General features: G+C 74.3%; 21 protein-coding genes. 9 read left to right on the top strand and 12 right to left on the bottom strand.

Features of this window, described 5'->3' with window-relative positions:
• Positions 1-51: 51 nt before the first annotated feature.
• A complete protein-coding gene (locus tag OIE12_RS03400) occupies positions 52-1482 on the top strand; it encodes an MFS transporter (RefSeq protein WP_329141716.1) in 1431 nt (476 codons plus the stop codon).
• Positions 1483-1487: 5 nt separating this feature from the next.
• Positions 1488-2066, top strand: coding sequence for a TetR/AcrR family transcriptional regulator (locus tag OIE12_RS03395; RefSeq protein ID WP_329131543.1), 579 nt, complete (start codon positions 1488-1490; stop codon positions 2064-2066).
• 18 nt (positions 2067-2084) lie between these two features.
• Here OIE12_RS03395 and OIE12_RS03390 read toward each other — a convergent pair whose 3' ends face one another.
• From OIE12_RS03390 to OIE12_RS03380, 3 genes are all read right to left on the bottom strand, one after another.
• Positions 2085-2711, bottom strand: a complete 627-nt coding sequence (locus OIE12_RS03390) for an alpha-ketoglutarate-dependent dioxygenase AlkB (protein WP_329131541.1) — start codon at positions 2709-2711, stop codon at positions 2085-2087.
• Positions 2712-2825: 114 nt separating this feature from the next.
• Positions 2826-3497, bottom strand: a complete 672-nt coding sequence (locus OIE12_RS03385) for an AIM24 family protein (RefSeq protein WP_329131539.1) — start codon at positions 3495-3497, stop codon at positions 2826-2828.
• 108 nt (positions 3498-3605) lie between these two features.
• Positions 3606-4595, bottom strand: coding sequence for a LysR family transcriptional regulator ArgP (locus OIE12_RS03380; protein ID WP_329131536.1), 990 nt, complete (start codon positions 4593-4595; stop codon positions 3606-3608).
• A 66-nt stretch (positions 4596-4661) separates the two neighbouring features.
• Here OIE12_RS03380 and OIE12_RS03375 point away from each other — a divergent pair, with 66 nt between their 5' ends.
• From OIE12_RS03375 to OIE12_RS03365, 3 genes are all read left to right on the top strand, one after another.
• The gene (locus tag OIE12_RS03375) at positions 4662-5279 is read left to right on the top strand and encodes a LysE/ArgO family amino acid transporter (protein ID WP_329131534.1); all 618 of its coding nucleotides are present in this window, start codon (positions 4662-4664) and stop codon (positions 5277-5279) included.
• A 96-nt stretch (positions 5280-5375) separates the two neighbouring features.
• Positions 5376-6758, top strand: coding sequence for an MFS transporter (locus OIE12_RS03370; protein WP_443053753.1), 1383 nt, complete (start codon positions 5376-5378; stop codon positions 6756-6758).
• Positions 6759-6840: 82 nt separating this feature from the next.
• Positions 6841-7212: a DUF6479 family protein gene (locus OIE12_RS03365; protein ID WP_329131530.1), complete on the top strand. Its 372-nt coding sequence runs from the start codon at positions 6841-6843 to the stop codon at positions 7210-7212.
• Positions 7213-7255: 43 nt separating this feature from the next.
• Here OIE12_RS03365 and OIE12_RS03360 read toward each other — a convergent pair whose 3' ends face one another.
• From OIE12_RS03360 to OIE12_RS03350, 3 genes are all read right to left on the bottom strand, one after another.
• Complete coding sequence (locus OIE12_RS03360) at positions 7256-8227, bottom strand: ATP-dependent DNA ligase (protein WP_329131528.1); 972 nt, start codon at positions 8225-8227, stop codon at positions 7256-7258.
• A 118-nt stretch (positions 8228-8345) separates the two neighbouring features.
• On the bottom strand, positions 8346-10058 hold the full coding sequence (locus tag OIE12_RS03355; RefSeq protein WP_443053752.1) for an ArnT family glycosyltransferase: 1713 nt from the start codon (positions 10056-10058) through the stop codon (positions 8346-8348).
• 58 nt (positions 10059-10116) lie between these two features.
• The gene (locus OIE12_RS03350) at positions 10117-10617 is read right to left on the bottom strand and encodes a hypothetical protein (RefSeq protein WP_329131526.1); all 501 of its coding nucleotides are present in this window, start codon (positions 10615-10617) and stop codon (positions 10117-10119) included.
• 313 nt (positions 10618-10930) lie between these two features.
• Between OIE12_RS03350 and OIE12_RS03345 the strand changes: the two genes are divergently transcribed.
• Positions 10931-11464 (top strand): hypothetical protein, encoded by a 534-nt coding sequence (locus tag OIE12_RS03345; RefSeq protein ID WP_329131523.1) that lies wholly within the window; start codon positions 10931-10933, stop codon positions 11462-11464.
• A 33-nt stretch (positions 11465-11497) separates the two neighbouring features.
• On the opposite strand, the gene OIE12_RS03340 is transcribed toward OIE12_RS03345, so the two are convergent.
• Both OIE12_RS03340 and OIE12_RS03335 read right to left on the bottom strand, forming a co-directional pair.
• Entirely contained in the window at positions 11498-12466 is a 969-nt protein-coding gene (locus tag OIE12_RS03340) for a TauD/TfdA dioxygenase family protein (RefSeq protein WP_329131521.1), read from the bottom strand.
• Positions 12467-12771: 305 nt separating this feature from the next.
• Positions 12772-14703: an AMP-dependent synthetase/ligase gene (locus tag OIE12_RS03335; RefSeq protein WP_329131518.1), complete on the bottom strand. Its 1932-nt coding sequence runs from the start codon at positions 14701-14703 to the stop codon at positions 12772-12774.
• Between the two features lie 284 nt (positions 14704-14987).
• Between OIE12_RS03335 and OIE12_RS03330 the strand changes: the two genes are divergently transcribed.
• From OIE12_RS03330 to OIE12_RS03320, 3 genes are all read left to right on the top strand, one after another.
• Entirely contained in the window at positions 14988-15473 is a 486-nt protein-coding gene (locus OIE12_RS03330; protein ID WP_329131516.1) for an ATP-binding protein, read from the top strand.
• Between the two features lie 90 nt (positions 15474-15563).
• Positions 15564-15812: a DUF5133 domain-containing protein gene (locus OIE12_RS03325; RefSeq protein WP_329131514.1), complete on the top strand. Its 249-nt coding sequence runs from the start codon at positions 15564-15566 to the stop codon at positions 15810-15812.
• Positions 15813-15883: 71 nt separating this feature from the next.
• A complete protein-coding gene (locus OIE12_RS03320) occupies positions 15884-16249 on the top strand; it encodes a PRC-barrel domain containing protein (RefSeq protein WP_329131512.1) in 366 nt (121 codons plus the stop codon).
• 69 nt (positions 16250-16318) lie between these two features.
• Here OIE12_RS03320 and OIE12_RS03315 read toward each other — a convergent pair whose 3' ends face one another.
• The 4 genes from OIE12_RS03315 to OIE12_RS03300 form a co-directional block, all read right to left on the bottom strand.
• Complete coding sequence (locus tag OIE12_RS03315) at positions 16319-16753, bottom strand: ATP-binding protein (protein ID WP_329131510.1); 435 nt, start codon at positions 16751-16753, stop codon at positions 16319-16321.
• Between the two features lie 96 nt (positions 16754-16849).
• Positions 16850-18709, bottom strand: a complete 1860-nt coding sequence (locus tag OIE12_RS03310; protein ID WP_329131508.1) for a PP2C family protein-serine/threonine phosphatase — start codon at positions 18707-18709, stop codon at positions 16850-16852.
• Between the two features lie 7 nt (positions 18710-18716).
• Positions 18717-19838, bottom strand: a complete 1122-nt coding sequence (locus tag OIE12_RS03305) for an ATP-binding SpoIIE family protein phosphatase (RefSeq protein ID WP_329131506.1) — start codon at positions 19836-19838, stop codon at positions 18717-18719.
• On the bottom strand, positions 19835-20230 hold the full coding sequence (locus tag OIE12_RS03300) for an anti-sigma regulatory factor (RefSeq protein ID WP_051707646.1): 396 nt from the start codon (positions 20228-20230) through the stop codon (positions 19835-19837). Before OIE12_RS03300 ends, OIE12_RS03305 begins: the two co-directional genes overlap by 4 nt.
• Positions 20231-20274 lie beyond the last annotated feature (44 nt).

The raw sequence follows: 20274 nt of genomic DNA, 5'->3' as shown, positions 1-20274 counted from the left end.
GGCCCCGGCACACCCCCGGAGCCCGGCGGACGGGCGGGGCTGCGGGAGCGGATGACCATTCCGGCGCTGGCCTACGGCGGCATCCTCATGGCGGTGATGCAGACGGTCGTCGTGCCGCTGCTGCCCGACCTGCCCCGGCTCACCGGCTCCTCGCCGGGCGCCGTCTCCTGGACGGTCACCGCGACCCTGCTGTCCGGCGCCGTCCTCACCCCCGTGCTGGGCCGCGCCGGCGACATGTACGGCAAGCGGCGGGTACTGCTCGGCGCCCTCGCGCTGATGACGCTCGGCTCCGTCATGTGCGCCCTGACCTCGACGATCGGCGTCCTCATCGCGGCCCGGGCGTTGCAGGGCGCGGCCGCCGCCGTCGTCCCGCTGTCGATCAGCATCCTGCGGGACGAACTGCCGCCGGAGCGGACCGGCTCGGCGGTGGCGCTCATGAGCTCCACCGTGGGCATCGGCGCCGCGCTCGGGCTGCCGCTCACCGCGCTGATCGTGCAGTACGCCGACTGGCACGTGATGTTCTGGGTGACCAGCGCACTGGGCGCGAGCGGCATCGCGCTGGCCTGGTGGGCGGTGCGCGAGTCGCCGGTGCGCGAACCCGGACGCTTCGACGTCCTCGGCGCGCTCGGCCTGGCCGCGGGGCTCGCCGCGCTGCTCCTCGCGGTGTCGCAGGGCGGCACCTGGGGCTGGACCAGCCCGCGCATCCTCGGCCTGTTCGGCGTCGCCGTGCTGGTGATGACCCTGTGGTGGGTCCAACAGCGGCGTGCCGCAAGGCCGTTGGTCGATCTGCGCCTCGCCGTCCGGCCGCGCGTGGCGCTGCCGCACCTCACCGCGCTCCTGGTCGGTTTCGGCTTCTACGCCAACTCGCTCGTCACCGCCCAGCTCGTCCAGGCGCCGAAGGAAACCGGATACGGGCTCGGGCTGTCCATCGTGGCCAGCGGCCTGTGCCTGCTGCCCAGCGGGGTGATCATGCTGCTGTTCTCGCCGGTCTCGGCCCGTATCTCCACCGCGCGCGGCCCCCGGGTGACACTCGCCCTCGGCGCCGGCGTCATCGTCGTCGGCTATGTCATGCGGATCGCGGACAGCACCGACCTGTGGATGATCATCGTGGGGTCGGCGGTGGTGTCCCTCGGCACCACGCTCTCCTACTCGGCCCTGCCCACGCTGATCCTGCGCGCGGTGCCGGCCGGGCAGACGGCGTCCGCGAACGGCGTCAACGTCCTGATGCGCACGATCGGGCAGGCCACGTGCAGCGCGGCCGTCGCCGCCGTACTCGTCCACCACACCCGTGCCGTCGGCGGCGCCCCGGTGCCCACGCTGCACGGCTATCTGCTGTCGTTCGCGATGGCGGGTACGGTCGCCCTGGTGGCCTGCGCCGTCGCCCTCGCCATCCCCGGCTCGCCCGCCGGCCGCCGCGACGGGGGAGGGGGCAGGGCCGTACGGGAGCAGGCCCCCGAGGACGGGGCGCTGGAAGGAGCGTGACGCCGGTGACCACGCAGCGGACGCCCGCGCCGCCCGCCCGGCGGGACGCCCGGGCCACCCGGGCGGAGATCCTGCGGGCCGCCCGCTACCTGCTGGCCCGGCACGCGCACGCCGACATCACCCTCAAGGCGGTCGCCGACCGGGCCGGGGTCAGCCCGCCGCTGATCCTGAAGTACTTCGGCAACAAGGACACCCTCTTCTCGCAGGTGATGTCCTTCGAGGCCGACGTCGACGCGCTGCTGGACGCGCCGCTCGCCGGACTGGGCCGTCACATGGTCCGCCATCTGCTGGTCAGCCAGTCCGAGCGCGGCGCCGACCCGCTGCTGCGCCTCGTCTTCGCCCCGCTCCAGGGCGCACAGGGCGACATCCTGCGGGCCAACTTCCGCACCCAGGTCGCCGACCGGCTCGCCGCCCGGCTGACCGGCCCCGACGCCGGACTGCGCGCCGAACTGGCCGTCGGCATGCTGCTCGGGCTCGGCGTGGTCTACGGCATCGCGCGCGGGGTGCGGGTGCGTGGCGCCGACGTCGAGGAGATCGTCGACCGGTACGCCCCGGCGGTGCAGGCGCAGCTGGAGCCCCGCTGAGCCGGCGGGGGCGTGGCCTCAGCGCACGCCGCGGGTCCGGAACTGGACGCTGATCCGGGGCCCGGCCGCCCGGCCGGTCTTGGGGATCGCGTGCTCCCAGGTCCGCTGGCAGGAGCCGCCCATCACGATCAGGTCGCCGTGCCCGAGCGGACGGCGCAGGACGGGCCCGCCGCCGCGCGGCCGCAGTGCCAGATCGCGGGGCGCGCCCACCGAGAGGATGGCGATCATCGTGTCCTCGTGCGCGCTCCGCCCGATCCGGTCGCCGTGCCAGGCCACACTGTCCCGGCCGTCGCGGTAGTAGCAGAGCCCCGCCGTGACGAACGGCTCGCCCAGCTCGTCGGCGTAGTGCGCGGACAGCGCCTCGCGTGCCTCGGCGAGCAGCGGATGGGGGAGCGGGGCGCCGGCGCCGTAGAAGCGGAGCAGCCGGGGTACGTCGACGGTCTGGTCGTACATCCGGCGCCGTTCGGCCCGCCACGGCACGTCGACGGCGAGCCGTTCGAACAGGATGTCGGCCCCGGTGAGCCAGCCCGGCAGCAGATCGATCCAGGCCCCGCCGTCCAGCCGGGTACGGCGCAGCCCCTCCAGCGGGCCGAGCCGGAGGTCGTCGGTCTGGTCGAACAGGGAGCCCTGGAGGTGCGTGGACATACGACCAGCCTACCCGGCATTCGAACATATGTGCAGAAGCCGGTATGCGCACCGGCGCGGGTACGACGAGGGGCCCGCCGCACCCGCGCCGGGCCCCTCGTTCCCCGCGAACCGTCAGTGGTCCTGCTGCGGCTTCTGCTCGCTCGGCCGGACCACCACGAACCCCTCGCCGTCCAGCCGCAGTTGGACGGCCTCGCCGGAGCCGCCGCGCAGCATCGAGCCGACCGACTGCGAACGGTGCAGCGAGGTCGCCAGATGGGCGCTCCAGCCGACCACCGCGTCCGTGTCCACGAACACCGGCTGCTGCGAGGAGACCGGGATGACCAGCGGGTTGCCCTCGCACACCAGACCGAGCCTGCCGTGCCCGGAGAAGACGCTGTTGAACAGGCCGCCGCCCGCGATGCCGGAGCCCTTCACGGTCTTGATCTCGTACTGCAGCGTCGAGTCGAAGCAGAGCACATTGCGCCCGTTGACGGTGAACAGATCACCGGGCTCGACGTCCACGACGAAACAGTTCTGCGCCTCGTGCGCGAACCAGGCCTCGCCCTGCCCGCGCACGGTCATCAGCGGCAGCCCCTCCCCGGTGACCGCCCGCTTGAGCATGCCGCCGACACCCTGGCCCTTGCGCTCGAACTGCAGATTGCCGCGGTAGGCCACCATGGCGCCCTGCCGCGCGAGCATGTCGCCGTGCACCACATAGCGCAGGCACTTGGCGTTCTCCACGCTCATCCCGGGCGCGACGGCGGGCTGTACGACGTGGTCACTGGAAAAGAGGTCACCCTTCATGTGCGCATCGTGGCCCGGAACCCATGCTTCCGCCAACATCGCGCATGTCCGCGTACGGCAACAATCCCGCCCGCGCCCACCTGCCGCCTCGTCCCGCCCGGCCCCGGCTCACCCCGCGCCCCGCAGCGCCCGGGCCGCCCCCGCGACCACGGCCTCCGCGACCGCCGCGAGCGCGGGGGAGTCCAGCTTCCACTGCTGCCAGTACAGCGGGACGTCCAGCGGCCGGCCCGGCGCCAGTTCCGTCAGCACACCGGTCCGCAGCAGTTCCCCGGCCTGCGTCACCGGCACCATGCCCCACCCCAGGCCGGCGGCCACCGCGTCGAGGAACCCCTCCGACGTCGGCACGTAGTGCCGCCAGGCACCGGCGCCCCGGCCGCCCAGCCGCCGTACGAACATGTCCTGGAAGTCGTCCCGCCGGTCGAAGACGATCACCGGGGCGGCGGCGAAGGCCGCCGCCGCGGCCCGCCCCGTGCCGGTTTCCCGCGCGTCCCCGTCGCCGTGCCCCCGCCCGTCCGCGTCACCGAACCACCGCGCCGCGCACTCCGGCGCGGCCGCCGCCACGTAGCGCATCCGCCCCAGCGCCCGCACCGAGCACCCCGTCACCGCGTCCGGCGACGACGTCACCGCCGCCATCACCCGTCCCTCCCGCAGCAGCGCGGCGGTGTGGCTCTCGTCCTCCCGGCGCAGTTCGTAGCTCAGCCGCAGCTCCCCGGGTACCTGTTCGAGCGCCGGCAGGAACCAGGTGGCCAGCGAGTCGGCGTTCACCGCGACCGACACCCGGGTCGGCTCGGCGTCGGCGGTCATCCCGAGCTCGTCGCGCGCGTCCTTCTCCAGCCGGGCCAGCTGCCGGGCGAACCGCACCACCACCTCGCCGGACTCGGTGGGCCGCACCGGTTTGGTGCGCATCAGCAGTACCCGCCCGGTGCGCTGCTCCAGCGCCTTCACCCGCTGGCTGACCGCCGACGGCGTCACATGCAGGACGGCGGCGGCCGCGTCGAACGTGCCCTCGTCGACCACCGCGAGCAGCGTCCGCACCTGGTCCAGGGGCAGCTCCGCCAGCCCGCGCCCGCCCGTCTCTCCACCCCCGCTCGTCTTCATATCAGCTAAAGCTACCTAAGAATCATTAGCTGTACTGCTGATCCGATTCTTCTTACGGTCTGCCGTATGAACCACGCACAGGCCCTGACCGCCGCTGCCGCCGGATTCGGCACCGGCCTCTCCCTCATCGTCGCCATCGGCGCCCAGAACGCCTTCGTCCTGCGCCAGGGCATCCGCCGGGAGGCCGTGCTCACCATCGTCGGCATCTGCGCCCTCTCCGACGCGGTGCTCATCGCGCTCGGGGTGGGCGGCATGGGCGCGGTCGTGGTCGCCCGGCCCGGCGTGCTCACCGCGGTCGGCGTGGTCGGCGGACTCTTCCTGCTCGGCTACGGGGCCCTGGCCGCCCGCCGGGTACTGCGCCCCGGGGCGATGGAGGTGGAGGGCGCACCGGAGCGCTCACGGCGGCGCGCGGTCCTCACCTGCCTGGCGATGACCTGGCTCAACCCGCACGTCTACCTCGACACCGTCTTCCTGCTCGGCTCGGTCGCCGCCCACCGCGGCGACCTCCGCTGGAGCTTCGGGGCCGGCGCGGCCCTCGCCAGCCTGTGCTGGTTCGCCGCGCTCGGCTTCGGGGCGCGTCCACTCGGCCGGTTCCTGACCCGGCCGTCCGCCTGGCGGGTGCTCGACGGCCTGGTCGCGGCGACCATGCTCACCATGGGCACCCTGCTCCTCGCCGGCGCGTGACCTTGCTCGCGTTCGGTCACCGTCCGGCGGGGGAATCGCCCGGATGAGCGATAGTGAACCCTGACCAAAAAGATGTACCGAGCATCCAGGGATTCCGTGGACACCAGCGAGAGCAGTACGGCAGAACCGGAGAACGACAGCCCCACGGCGGCCCCCGACCCCGGGACCGCCGCACCGCCCGCCGCCGCACCGCCCGCCGCCGCACCGCCCGCCGCCGAACCGGGCGCGGACGGCACCCGCCGGGGCTGGCGCCGTTTCGCGATGGACACCCGGCCGTTGCGCCACCCCGCGTTCCGCCGGCTGTGGTCCTCCACCATCGTCACGGCGGTCGGCAGCCAGCTCACCGCGGTCGCCGTACCCAAACAGATCTACGACATCACCGGCTCCTCCGCCTGGGTCGGCTACGCCAGCCTCGCCGGACTGCTCCCGCTGATCGTCTTCGCGCTGTGGGGCGGCGCGATCGCCGACAGCATGGACCGCCGCAAGCTGCTGCTGCTCACCAACTCCGGCATCGCCGTCACCTCCGTGCTGTTCTGGGCGCAGGCGGTCACCGGGCTCGACTCGGTGGCCGTGCTGATGGTGCTGCTCGCCCTCCAGCAGGCCTTCTTCGGCCTCAACTCCCCGGCCCGCAACGCCTCCATCGCCCGGCTGGTGCCCGAGGACGAACTCCCCGCGGCCAACGCGCTGGGCTCCACCGTGATGCAGACCGGCCTCGTGGTCGGCCCGCTGCTGGCCGGCGTGCTCATCCCGGTCATCGGCCTCTCGGAGCTGTACCTCATCGACGCGCTCGCCCTGTGCGTCACCGTGTGGGCGGTCGTACGGCTCCCCGCGCTGCCCCCGCTGACGGCGACCGCGAAGGCCGCCGGACGCGCCGGGCTGGGCGCGATAGCGGAGGGCTTCCGCTACATCTCGCTCCACAAGGTCCTGCTGCTGTCGTTCCTCGCGGACATCATCGCCATGGTCTTCGGCATGCCCCGGGCCCTGTTCCCGCAGCTCGCCGCGGAGACCTACGGGGGCTACGGGGAGGGGCTCGCGCTGGGGCTGCTGTTCGCGGCCATCCCCATCGGCGCGGTGCTCGGAGGACTGATGTCCGGCACCTTCTCCCGCGCCCGTCGGCACGGCCTCATGGTGATCGTCGCCGTCGCGGCCTGGGGCGCGGCCGTGACCGGCTTCGGGCTCAGCGGCAATCTGTGGGTCGCGGTGGCCTGCCTCGCCGTGGCCGGCGTCGCCGACATGGTCTCCATGGTCTTCCGCGGCGCGATCCTGCTCTCCGCGGCCACGGACGAGATGCGCGGGCGCATGCAGGGCGTCTTCACGGTGGTCGTCGCGGGCGGCCCCCGCCTGGCCGACGTACTGCACGGCACGGGTGGCTCCCTCTTCGGGGCACGGGCGGCCGTCGCGGGCGGCGGCCTGCTGGTCGTCGCGGGAACGCTGCTGCTGGCGGCGGTGACACCGGCGCTGCGGAACTATCGGGTCTGACGGGTCCGACGGGTCCGACTGGCCGGGGAGGAGAGGGACTTCCTCCCTCGAATTCCGTTTTGTACCGGAGTACGGTCAATGTATGGGTACGGAAAACATCCTTCTGCTGGCCGCATCGAGCCACGCGTTCAATCTCGTCGGCGCCTTCGTCGGCGGTCTCGTCATCGCGGGGCTGCTGATCTGGGCCGTCACCTTCGGCATCACGGTACGCACCCGGGAACCGGGCCCGCCGCGGCCGGACGAACAACCACACCTCCCGGACGGCGGGGCCATCCGTGAGGAGAGCGAGATGAGGGAGGCGGACGAGGTCCACCAATGCGGCGAGGGCGAGGACCGCCTCCTCCCGCACGACATGCACCGCGCCTCGACGCGGCACGCGGAGGACCAGCACCGCCGCCGTTGGGACCCGGGGTCCAGCGGCTCCTTCGGCAGCGGAGGCCTCGGCCACGTGTGAGGGCGGCCTCCCCCGCGCCCCGCGAGGGGCACGGGGGACGCCCTCACGGCAGCCGCGCCGCCGACTCCTCCGGTGTCAGGTCCGGCCGCAGCCGGACCCACGCCGGCTGTCGCAGCATGCCCGCCCGTGTCCGCTCCCCGTACCGCACCTCCCCCACCATCCCCGGCACCACCCACCGCGCCCCCACCACCCGCGGCGCGGGATCGAACGGGCACACCCCCGACGCCCCCGCCGCCATCAACCCCGCCAGCTCCCGCCGCTCCGCCTCGCTCCACCCCGTCCCCACACTCCCCACGTACCGCAGCCGCCCCTCCTCGTCCCACTGCCCCACGAGGACCGCCCCCGGCAGCCCCGCGAGCCGCCCCCGTCCCGGAAGCCATCCGCCGACGATCACATCCACCACCCGCAGATTGCGGATCTTGACCCACGCCCGCGAGCGCACCCCCGGCTCGTACACCGAGTCGAGCCGCTTGCACACCAGGCCCTCCAGCCCGTTCTCCCGGGTCGCGGCCAGCGCCCGCTCCCCGTGGCCCACCAGCGCGGCCGGTGTCGACCAGTGCGTCCCGGACAGCCCGAGCCCCTCCAGCCGGGTCCGCCGCCGCGCGTACGACAGGCCGGTCAGTGACTCGCCGCCGAGGTGCATGACGTCGAACAGCACCAGGTGCGCGGGCGTGAGCGCCGCCCGCCGGGCCGCCTGTGCCGGCGCGTGCGCCAGCCCCATCCGTGACTGCAGCAGCTGGAAGTTCCCCCGCCCCTGCTCGTCCAGGACGACCACCTCTCCGTCGAGCACGGCGGGGGTGCCGCCGAGCGCCGCGCCCAGCGCGGCCAGTTCCGGATAGGCGCCGGTGATGACCTGTCCCGAGCGGGCCCGCAGTTCGATCCGTCCGTCGCCGGGCAGATAGAGCACGACACGCTGGCCGTCCTGCTTGGTCTCGTACGCCCACTGCGCGTCCTGCCGGGCGGGCGGTAGCGAGCCGGGGGTGGCGAGCATCGGGGCGATCAGCGGCAGCTCCACGGCACAGTTGTCGACACCCCCGCCCGCCGCCACGCCCCCGCACCGCCCGAACCCCCCGAACGGCGGACGCGCCTGCGCCCGCCGGGCCGGTACACGCCGGGCACCGGTCCGCCCGCGCTCACCGCCGGAAGAGGGTGATCGAGTGCCCGACCTCGTCCACCTCCCGGCTGCTGCGCAGCAGCAGCGCGAGGCGCCCCCGTGCCTTCGCGACCGACGAGTCGGACATCACCAGCAGCCCTCGCACCCGAGCCGGCCGTACCTTCCGCGGATCGGCGGCGTCGATGCCGTACCAGGACGGCACCCCGCTGCCCTTGTAGACCAGCCACACCCTCTCGCCGGGATACCGCTCCCGCAGCCGGTCGGCCAGCCGCCCCAGGTCCTGCCCCCAGTCGACGTTCGCGTCGTGCAGCCGCAGCCGCGTCTTCGCCGGACCCCCGAACGCCTCGTTGGAGTACGGCAGATAGAAGGGGTACGTCCGCAGCGAGCTGACCGCCACGAAGGCGACCAGCACCGCCACCGCCCCGTACGCCCACCGCCGCCGCGTCGCGAGCACGCACGCCCCCGCGACGGCCAGGAAGAGTGGCATGAACAGCGCGTACCGGGTGCCGAAGTCCCGCGCCCCGTCCATCGCCACCACCAGCAGCACGGCCGGGGGCAGCAGCACGTACGGCGCCGCAGCCCGCAGCCGGGGGACCACGAGCATCGCCGCAGCGCCCAGCAGCCACAGGGCGAGCATGCCGAGCGGGGTCTTCACCAGCAGCGCGGCCGGCAGGTAGTACCAGCGGTTGCCGGTGTAGACGTGCCCGAACAGAAACCCCTGCCAGGGCTTGTCCTCGAAGCCGAACTGGATCCGCATCCCGTCCCGGTACGGCTCCGGGAACGGCAGCGCCCGCACCAGCAGCCCGCGCAGGCCGTGCACCTCCGGCACCCCGTGGGCCGCCGGCCGCCGCAGCCCGGGGTCGACCGCGAGGTAGGCCGCCCAGACGACGGCCACCGCGAGCAGCCCCACCCCCACCGCCGCCCCGGCCGCCCGCAGCAGCGGCCGCAGCCGGGCCCGAGGGCCGGTGACCGGGGGCGCTTGAGCGGAGGGACGCCGGGCCGTGGCGTACGACCACGCGGCCAGGCCCAGCACCACCGGGAGCGCGGGCAGCGTGTTCATCTTCGTCGCCAGCGCCGCGCCCAACGCCGGCCCGGCGAGGGGCAGATACGGCAGCGGACGGTCCCGTGCCCGCCACACCGCCCACACCGACACCAGCACGAAGCCCACCGCCGGCACGTCCAGTGTGGCGAGCGAACCGTGGGCGATCAGGTCCGGCGAGAACGCGTACAGCGCCAGCGCCGCCAGCCCGCCGACGGAGCCGGTGAGATCGCGGGCGAAGGCGAACACGACCAGGCCGAACAGCAGCGTCAGCACGATCACCGGCAGCCGCGCCCAGAACATCACCCGCCACGGGTCGTTCCCCGACTCGTACAGGAGCCGCCGTCCGAGGGCGCCCTGGTCGCCGTCGAAGCCGGGCGTCAGGTGGGGCCGGGCGAACACCTCGCCGCTCGCGACGATCAGCTTGCCCAGGGGCGGGTGTTCGGGGTTGAAGCGCAGGCTGTGCTCGCGCACGTAGACCAGAGCGGTGCCGGCGTAGACGGGCTCGTCGATGGTGGGGGTCTGCTGCGTGGCGGCGGTGAGCATGCCGACGGCCATCTGGGCCAGCAGGGCGAGCACGGCGGCAGCCGTGAGCCACCGGCCGTGGCGGTGCCACGCGAGCGCCGTGCGGCCACGTGGCGCCGGGGGAGGGGCGGCCTCGCGCGGGCGGCGGACGGGCAGGAAGGTGGGCATGTCCTGGCTTACGGCTGTGGCGGGCCGGGCGCTCAACGGGGCGGGGCCCCGCGCCCCTTCACGGCCGCGCGTACTCCTGCCGTACCAGTGCCGCGAGCCGTGCCAGGGCGTCCCGTGCGGCCGGGCGGTCGGCCTCGTCGAGTACGGCGAGCGCGTCGGCGGCGGCCTCGCGGACCGGTTGCGGTACCTCGTCCAGCGCGGCCGTGCGGTAGGCGACGGTCCGGCGGGCCACCCGCTCCTGCGGGGTGACCCCGTCCGGGCCCGTCCACGGGAAGACGGCGGCCTCGTACGCCGTGATGTGCGCGAGGACGCCGTGGGCGATGCCCTCGGCGTACCCCTGGGCGCCTGCCCGGCGTTGGGCGGCGGCGAAGTGGGTGAGGGCACGGCGGCGGGCGAAGAGGGCGGTGGCGAGGCCGGTGGTGCCTGCGCAGGCGGCGGTGACGAGAGTGGTGGCCGGGCCGCCGAAGAGGGCGCCGATCAGGGCGCCGCTCGCTGTCGTCAGGCAGACGAGGCCGGTGACGAGCAGGAGGAGGGCGCGGGCGGGGGTGAGCGGGGCCATGGCGTGCAGTCTGCCAGCGCCGGGGGTGCGCCGGGGTTTTTTCGCCCCGCCGCCCCCACCCTTCCCGTCCCCGGGGGCAAGCCCCCGGACCCCAAAGGATCGCGCAGTTCCCCGCGCCCCTATACAGCCCTCCCGCACGTGATGTGTGACACGTGTGAAGGGCGTGTCGTGGCCGCTCGGGGACCGATCGTGGCTGCGCACGGCTTGATCGGTGATCAAGTGGGGCAAACGGGCAGGCCGTGACGGGTTCCGTGCATTTGACACTCTGTTCCGCGCGCGGATAGGAAGCATCGCGGAAGTGGAGAGGTGAAACGTGCGCGAGCCCAATGTGATCGGGGACTGGCAGGAGTACGACCAGGACCGGAGCGGTCTGCGCGTGCGCGTCCACGGTCTGGAGAAGGCGGAACCCCCACGGGGCCGTGAGGACGCCGCCGAGGGGCTCACCTACTTCCGGTTCCGGGTGACCGTCGAGAACCGTGGCGGCGCCCCGGTCGGCGTCCACCTCGAGGACGGGCAACTCGACGTGCGTACCGGTGCCGACGGCGAGAGCGCCTTCCTGGACTGGCGGAACTCGCAGTTCATCGAGGGGTACGACGTCTATCCGCTGCGGCGGGCCACGGCCGTGCTCTACGCGGCCGCCGCGGACGCCTCCCTGAACCGGGTCGACATCCAGGTGCATGTGCGGATGGACGAGGAATGGACCGACCGGCACCTGTGGTCGGCCGACCTGACCCTCCCCGCGGGCCCGGCCGACTCCGCCGCCGCCCGCGCCGACGCCGGCGCGGCCGACCTCGCCGGACAGGTCAGCAACTATCTGCGCCAGGAGGCGGAGCGGGGTCAGGGCTGAGCCCGGAGGCCTTCGCGGGTCACGCCGGTCCGCTCACCAGCGGCCCGGTTCCGTGCCCGTGAGCGGCGTCGACGGGCGGCCGTCGACGCCGACCGGTACCTCGCCCGCCAGCATCACCCGGTGCATCACGCGCGGATGCCCGAGGTGGGCGGTGTCGCCGGGGGCGAGGTGAATGGTGGCCCGGTTGTCCCAGAACGCCACGCTGCCCGGCTCCCAGCGGAACCGGACGGTGTACTCGGGCCGTACCGCCTGCTCGAGGAGCATGTCCAGGAGCGCCGCGCTCTCCGCCCGCGAGACGTCGCTGATCTGCTCGACGTAGTAGCCGTTGACGTACAGCAGCCGCTCCCCGCTCTCGGGGTGCACCCGGACCAGTGGGTGCTCGGTGGCGACCTGGTGGTCCAGCAGATGGCGCAGGTAGGCGTCGTCGCCGGGGCGCGGCTGGTAGCCGACGCCGAGCCGGTGCTCGGCCCGCAGGCCGTCGACGAACTCGCGTACCGGCCGGGAGAGTCCGGCGTACGCGGCGGCCAGGTTGGACCAGGTGGTGTCGCCGCCGTACGGCGGTACGGTCTCGGCGCGCAGGATGGTCGCCGCGGGCGGGTCGATCCGGGCGCCGTGGTCGCAGTGCCAGCCGCGCAGCAGCGAGTGCCGGCGCCGGCGCAGCCACTCCTCGTGCTCCATGCCGAAGCGCCCGCCCAGCTCCAGCCGGTCGGCGGTCGTCTCCACCTCGGGCACGTCCTTCGGCGAGGCGCCGCCGCGGCGGCCCAGCCGTACGGGCGTGCCGAAGCGGCGGGCGAGGGCCACGTGGCCGGCGTGGTCCAGGCGCTGGTCGCGGAAGAAGAGGACCTTCCACCGCAGCAGCGCCGCGCGGATCGCCGCGACCACCGTGTCGTCGAGCGGCGCGGCCAGGTCCACGCCGTGGATCTCGGCCCCGGTGTGCCCCGCGACCGGCCGTATCTCGAAGTCCCGGATGCCGTGCTCCGTCCGGTCCGTCTGCGTCGTCATGTGTTTCGGCCTCCCGGTGATCGTCCGACGTCCGGGCTCAGCATGGCCGTTCGGCGCCGGACGGGACAGACCGCCCGGGGCCGCGCGGGCCTCGGCCTCGCGGAGCCCGGGGGCGAGTGCGTCGGGGACGCGGGAGAAGCGGCGACCACCGGAGGGTCGTCGCCGGCGGCGGCGGTGTGCCGCCTCGCGGCCGACGCGGCACACCGCCGTCGCCGTCGATCAGACCTTCGGCCGGGCCGACTTCGTGCGGCCCACCGCCACCTGGACGGCCGGCCCGGTCACGGACGGGGCCGGCCGGACGCGCGTCAGCGCACGCGGCGGAAGACGTCGTCCTCCGCCTCCTCCCAGCCGGTCGCCGCCTCCAGGGCGGGGGCCGGGTCGCGGGGGCGCGGCGGGGCCTCGTACGAGGACTGGTACATCGCCTCGATCTCCGTGGCGTACCGGCGGGTGATCTCGTCCCTGCGCAGCTTCATGGACGGGGTGAGCAGGCCGTTGGCCTGGTCGAAGGGTTCGGACAGGACGCGGAAGACGCGGATGGACTCCGAGCGCGAGACCGCGCTGTTGGCCGCGGCGACCGCCCGGGTCACCTCCTGCCGCAGCGCGTTCTCCTCCCGCGCCTCGCGGGACTGTCCCTCGCCCTGGCCGGCCAGCACCGTGCGCCAGTGGGGCAGGTACTCCGGGTCGAGGGTGATCAGCGCGCCCACGCACGGGCGGTTGTCGCCGACCACCACGGCCTGGTGGATCAGCGGGTGCATCCGCAGCCGCTCCTCCAGGGGCGCCGGGGCCACGCTCTTGCCGCCGCTGGTGACGATGATGTCCTTCTTGCGGCCGGTGAGCGTCAGATAGCCCTCGGAGTCGAGCCGGCCGAGGTCGCCGGTGGCGAGCCAGCCCTCCTGGAGCACCTCCTGGGTGCCGGCCTCGTCGTTGATGTACCCCTGGAACAGGGACGGGCCGCGGACCAGGATCTCGCCGTCCTGGGCGACGTGGACGTCGATGCCGGGCAGCGGTCTGCCCACCGTGCCGAACTTCTCCCGGCCCAGCGGCTGCATGGTGACCCCGCCGCTGGTCTCGGTCAGCCCGTAGCCGTCGTGCACGAGGATGCCGATGCCGGCGAAGAACAGGGCGAGTTCGCGGTTGAGGGAGGAGCCACCGGACACGGCCCCGCACAGCCGGCCGCCGAGGGACTCGCGCAGCTTGCGGTAGACGCTCTTCTCGTACAGGGCGTGCTGGAGCCGCAGATCGAGTCCGGGCCCGGAGCCGGTGCCCAGCCGCTGCCGCTCCATGGCTTCGGCGTGGTCCCGCGCCGTCCGCGCCGCACGCTCGAACAGCGCGCCCCGGCCGGCCCGCTCGGCGGAGGCCAGGAAGCTCTTGTAGACCCGCTCGAAGACCGAGGGCACGCCGTGCAGATAGGTGGGGCGGAAGGAGAGCAGGGCGGCGGCCAGGGGCTCCGGGCGCAGATCGGGTTCGTGCGCCATGAGGAAGCCGCCGCGCAGGCACAGCCCCTGGATCATCAGCCCGTAGACGTGGGAGAACGGCAGGAAGACCAGGACGGCCGGCTGCTCCCCGGGCGGGGCCGCGGTGTGACGCCAGCCCTCGAGGAGGGTGTCGCAGGGGCCGGCCAGGCTGCGGTGGGAGAGCGCGCAGCCGCGGGGCCGGCCGCTGGTGCCGGAGGTGTAGGCGACGACGGCGGTGGAGTCGGGCAGCACGATCCGGCGCAGTGAGTCGACCGTCGCCGTCGGCACCGGGCGGCCGCGTTCGACCAGTTGCTCCAGGCCGCCCGCGTCCAGCTGCCACACGTGCCGCAGCCGGGGGAGCCGGGCGCAGACCGAGCCGACGGTCATGATGCCCTGCTCGTCCTCGACCACGACGCCCACGCAGTCGGCGTCCCGCAGGATCCACTCGACCTGTTCGTGCGAGGACGTCGGGTAGAGGGGGACGACCTCGGCGCCCAGCGTCCACAGGGCGCAGCTGAGGACCGTCCACTCGTACCGGGTGCGGGCCATGATGGCGATCCGGTTGCCGGGCGAGATCCCGGAGGCGACCAGCCCCCGGGCCACGTCGACGACCTCGTCGCGCAGCTCGGCCGCGCTGACGTGGATCCACCCGCCGGGGGCGTCCGGCGCACGGCGGGCGAGCTGGGGCCGACCGGGATCCCGGGCGGCCAGCTCGAAGACACTTTCGGCGAGACCGCCGGTCATGACGGGGGCGTCCCATGGAGCGAGCCCGGAGTTGTGCATGCGCCGCCCCCCGACGTGCTTGCTTGTTGCCGGCGCCGATCAAGAGGGGACCGGCGGGGCTCGAATCTAGCCGACGCGGACCACCGTTGGCCATGAATCCGGCCGCAATTCCCTTTCGTTGAGCGACATCGGCGACACGGTGGGTGCACCCGTGGGGGTACCGCCCGATTCGGGCACACGAAGGGAGGAAGGAGCTCTCATACTCTTCGGGGCGGAGGGTAGTCGGAAGAAGTATCGATCGGGACAGAAAGTAACAAATCCTACCGCGTAAGGCTTATCATCCCATGGTCATTCCGCTGAGGCAGCAGCTGTCGGAGGGAACCGGCCCGGGCGCGCGAGCGGCACGGCTGCGACACGTCACCTGGGAAGCCGGCTCGGTGACCGCCGCCCAGGCCCGCGAGGCCGCCCTCGCCTTCCTGACCGAGGTCGGCGACGGACGTACCCCCCTGCCGGACCGTACCCGCGACGACGTCCAGCTCGTCGTGAGCGAGCTGGTCACCAACGCCCTCCGGCACGCCCCGGGCGCCTGCGGGCTGCGGGTGGAGATGCCGCCGGACGGCCACGCCGTGCGCGTCGCCGTGTGGGACACCTCGGCCGACGTGCCGGTGGCCCAGCCGCGCAACGGCGGCCGGGTCGGCGGGCACGGGCTGGAGATCGTCGAGGCGGTCAGCAGGGCGCTGACCGTGGAGTCGCTCACGGCGGGCCGCGGCAAGGAGGTCACCGCCGAGATCGAGATTCCCCGCGCCGCCCGCCCCGCACCCGCCTCCTGAACACCGCACACGGCCCCCGTCACCGCCCGGCCGGGGTGTGCGCGCGGCGAAACGGGATATGAGCAGGACAGCCCGCAAAGGAGCCCTGCCGTGACGACGCCCAGCCCCACGCGCCTGCGTGAACTGCTCACCCGCTACGCGACCGTGCGCATCGCACTCGCCGAACGGGACACCCAGGAACTACGAAGAACCCTGCGGGAGGTCAGCCGCCAGCTGTGCGCGGCGACCGGCACCCAGGGGATACGCGAGGCGATCGAGGCCGCCGACGCCGCACTGGCGAGGGCCTGCTGCGCCCGGCGGACCGCCCGCCTCGCCCGCGAGACCCGCCTGGCGGCCTGACCCGCCCGACCGCACGGCCTCGCGGAACGACACAGCACCACACAGCACGCGGACATGAAGGGGGAAGCGCCATGACCATCGACAGACCATGGGCGTACGCACCGGACAGCGGCCACACGGAGGGACAGGTGCTCACGGGGTTCTCCGTCGCCGCGGCCGACGGGACCATCGGGCACGTGGACCGGCAGGTCGAGCGGGACGGCATGCGGCATCTGATCGTGGACACCGGGGTGTGGGTGTTCGGCAAGAGCATGCTGATACCGGCCGGTCTGGTCACCGCCATCGACGGCGAGGCCCGTCGGGTGACCCTGGCCTGCACCAAGGACGAGGTGAAGTCCGCGCCCGTGTTCCGCACGGACAGCGAGACCCTCGACCCCGAGTATCTCGACCGCGTCGACGCGTACTACCGGAGTCTGCCGGCCCGGTCCGCGGAGTAGCCGGGGGCGGACAGCGGCCGCCGCCACCGAGGGAACGGTGGCGGCGGCCGTCGCGGTACGCGGGACCGGTCACCAGGGCAGGAAGACGTGCACGTCCTTGCCGTCCGGCTGGGACACCACGCTCACCTGGTGGCACAGGGTGTGCACCAGATGCCAGCCGATGCCGCCCCCGCCCGTACTGGGATGGAACGGCCGCGGGGCCGGCGGCGTGGGATTGGTGTCGTGCAGCGTCACATGGACGCCGTCGAAGGTCGGGCGCATCCGCAGCTCGAACGGGCCCGGCGCGTACTGGACGGCGTTGGCGGCCAGCTCGTTGACCACCAGCAGGATGTCGTTCCAGCACTCCGGACTCTGGGGCGGGGAAACGTCCGCCAGAGCACGCAGGAAGTCCTCCGCGGCGAACCGTGCGTCCGTCACGTTGTGCAGCTCGCCCTCGAAAGAGGCGGTGAGGTTATCGACCATGTCTATAGAAAGCCTGTCGTCCCAACGTGGCCCGGTTGCCATCTCACCCCGTCCTCGCCTGCGGTGTCACCGCTTCCGGTTTCCCTTCCTGCCCGGCCTCTCACCTCCTGAGCGACGGCTGCCCGTCGGCGCGTGTGCCTACGCATCCGGTCCGGCCCCGTCCGTCGTCGCACATCCGGACGAGCCGCCGCGCGCCACGACGGGGCCGGGCGCCGCCGCGTCCCCCGTGCGGCACAGCAGCAGACACACGTCGTCGTCGCGCTCGGAGTCGTGCAGCATCGGCGTGAGGATCCGGTCGGCGGCGCCCGTCAGATCCCCCTCCGCCCCGTCCAGCGCGGTCTCCGGCAGCGCCGCCAGCGCCTCGGTCAGCCGCCCGATCCCCGGGTCTATGCCGAGCGCCCGCCGCTCCACCAGACCGTCGGTGTACAACGCGAGCGTCGACCCCGGCGGCAGCTCCACCGTGTGATCGGCGATGTCCTGGCGCAGCGGGATGCCCAGCATCGCGCCCGGCCTGGCGTCCAGCGTGCGCACCGCGCCGTCCGGGGTGCGCAGCACCGGCGGGGGATGCCCGGCGGCGGCCCAGGTCAGCACCGGCTCGTCCGGACGGAACCGGGCGATCACGGCGGTGGCGTACAGATCCGGCTGGAGGTGGTGCAGGAACACGTGCAGCCGGGTCAGCAGCTGCCCGGGGCTGCCACCGTCCACCGCGTACGCGCGCAGCGCGGTGCGCAGCTGACTCATCATCACCGCCGCGTGCAGCCCGTGGCCCGTCACGTCGCCGACCACCGTGATCAGAGAGCCGTCGGGCTGCCGGAAGGCGTCGTACCAGTCGCCGCCGATGTTCAGCCCGTGCGTGGCCGGCAGATAGCGGGCGGCCAGCCGCAGCCCGGGCGTCGTGGGCAACTCGGTCAGCAGCGCCCGTTGCAGCGTCTCCGCGATGTCCCGGTTGTGCTCGAAGCGCTGCGCGTTGTCGATGGCCGTGCCCGCCCGGCGGGCCAGCTCGATCAGCATCACCGCGTCGTCCGGGTCCCAGCGCTCCCCGGGCGGTGTCAGGGTCAGCACTCCCAGCGTCGTGCGCCGGGAGACCAGCGGGACGCAGAGCAGCGGCCGGTCCGGGCACAGTGCGGACGGCGGCCGGTCCGGGCACAGTGCGGACGGCGGCCGGTCGTCGACCCCCGGCAGCCCGCCCGGATGGTCCGCCGCGTACTGCGGACGGCCGGTGCGGGCGGCGACCACCGCCGCCGCGGGCCGCACGGCCCGCCGCCGCTCCCGCTCCCCGTTGGTGAACAGCCACACGTCGGCGCTGCCCGCGTACGCCGGGACGAGCAGCCCGGTCAGCAGCCGCAGGATCTCCTCGTGGTTGAGGGAGGAGGTCAGCGCCGCGTTCGCGTCCGCCAGGAACGTCAGCCGGCGGCGCGCCTCCTCCGCCTCCGTGCGGGCCGCCCGCTCGGCCGCGAACAGCTCGCGCTGGGCCTGCCCGGCGGCGTCCAGCTCCGCGTGCAGCGCCAGCACGCCCTGGTTGGTCTGGTGCAGCTCCTCGCGGTGGAAGGCGACCAGCGCCTCCTGCTCGGCCAGCCGCTCCAGGAGGTGGGAGGCGTCCTCGTCGGCGCCGAGCAGCGCCTCGGCGACCTCGCCGGGGCCGGGGCGCACCGACGAGGGGCCGACGCCCTCGGGGGCGCCCCCGAGGTCCGCGGGGCCGGGCAGGTCGACGGAGGTCTGCCAGGCCGGCGGCTCCCCGGTACCGGCGCCGTCGCCCGCGTCGGGCACGACGACGGCCCACAGCCGGGCCCGCCCCGCGCCGTCGGCGGGCGCCTCCGTCTTCAGGACCAGCCGGCACGTGGCGCCCTTGGTCAGGCACTGCCGCAGCTGCGCCGACAGCGCGCCGACCAGCCGGGCCCGCTCGACCACGGACACCCCGTGCGCGGCCGCGGCGCGGGCGGCGGCCGTCCGGGCCCGGGCGGCGTCGACGGCGTCGGTGATCTGCCAGGTGTCGGTCATGAAGGGCTCACGGTCCCTTGGGCGGCGGGCCGGTCAGCACCGCCACCGTGGTGTCGTCGCGCGCGGGCCGCGCGGAGCTGCTGGCGTCGCGCACGAGCACGGCCGCGGTCACCGCGGGGTCCTGCGCGGCGGAGACGGCGTCGGCGGCGGGCGCCCAGCGGCTGGGCAGACCGTCGCTGTGCAGCACCAGCACGCTGTCGGACGTCCACGGCAGCCGGTGGTGCGGCAGCCGGGCGGGGGAGTGCGCGCCGACTATCCCGGGGTGCGACAGCAGTGGCCGCCAGTCGTTCCCCGAGCGCAGTCGGGCGCCGATGTTGCCGAGCCCCGAGAAGCCCAGCTCCCCGGCGGCCAGGTCCACTTGGGCGACGGCGACGGCGGCACCGCGGGTGCGGCGCAGCGCGGTGTGCAGCTGCCCGAGCAGCTCCGGCGGCGGCAGATGCGCGCACTCGCGCACCCGCCGTACGGCCGCGTCCGAGGCCAGGGCGGCGCCGGCGCCGTGCCCGAGGCCGTCGGCCAGGAGCAGGGTGACCCGGTCGGCGGCGCGCACGCACGCCCACGCGTCCCCGGACTGCTCGGCCGCCGCGAAGGGGATGTTGATCCCGCCGGCCCGGACCGCCGCCGACGCCGGACGCGCGCCGGGCACCGGGGCCCGGCCCCGGGCGACCGCGCCGATCCGGGCGAGCGCCACCGTGCCCCGCCCGGGAGCGCTGTGCACGTCGAAGTCGTGGGCGACGCGCAGACAGGTGCCGAGCCCGGCGCCCAGCGAGTGCGTCGTCGACCAGCCGTCGCTGAGGGCGGCCGGCAGATCGGGGATGCCGGGGCCGTGGTCGAGCGCGACGATCTGCACCAGCCGGCCCTGATCCCCGGCGGGAAGCGGTCCCCGGACGCCGGGGGCCGCGCCGGGGCCGAGCGGTGCCGGCGCGGTGTCGGCGGCGTCCACCGTCTCGACCAGGATCTGGCCGCCGCCCGCGTGCTTGAGCAGATTGGTGGCCAGCTCGGTGGCGACCAGCGCCGCCACCGCCCGGCGGGCCTCGTCGAACCCGAGGTGGTCCGCCGCGCTCTCCGCGGCCACCCGGGCGTCCCGCACCCGGGTCGAGTCGTGCACCGGCACGTCCCAGACGCGGGTCACCGGACGCCCCCGCGCGGGTGCGGCGGGGCCGCCGCCCAGCAGATCACCGTCACCGAGGTGCCCTCGCCGGGCCGGCTGTCCAGGGAGAACTCGTGCACCAGCCGGCGCGCGCCGCCCAGGCCGAGGCCGAGCCCGCCGCCGGAGGTGTAGCCGTCGCTCAGCGCCAGCTCCACGTCGGGGATGCCCGGGCCCTCGTCGGAGAACGTCAGCTTCAGGCCCCGGGTGCGGCCGTCGTCGAGGGGGACGCAGTCGACGTGTCCGCCGCCGCCGTGGACCAGGGTGTTGCGGGCGAGTTCGCTGGCCGCGGTGACCAGTTTGGTCTGTTCCACCAGGCCGAAGCCGAGTTCGGCGGCGGCCTGTCGCACATGCTGCCGTACCCACGCCAGATCCATGTCCGAGCGGATCGGCAGCCGGGCGGCCACCCGGCCGGAGGTCT

The organism is Streptomyces sp. NBC_00670, assembly GCF_036226765.1.
GTDB lineage: Bacteria > Actinomycetota > Actinomycetes > Streptomycetales > Streptomycetaceae > Streptomyces.
This window is presented reverse-complemented; position numbering and strand designations above follow the sequence as displayed.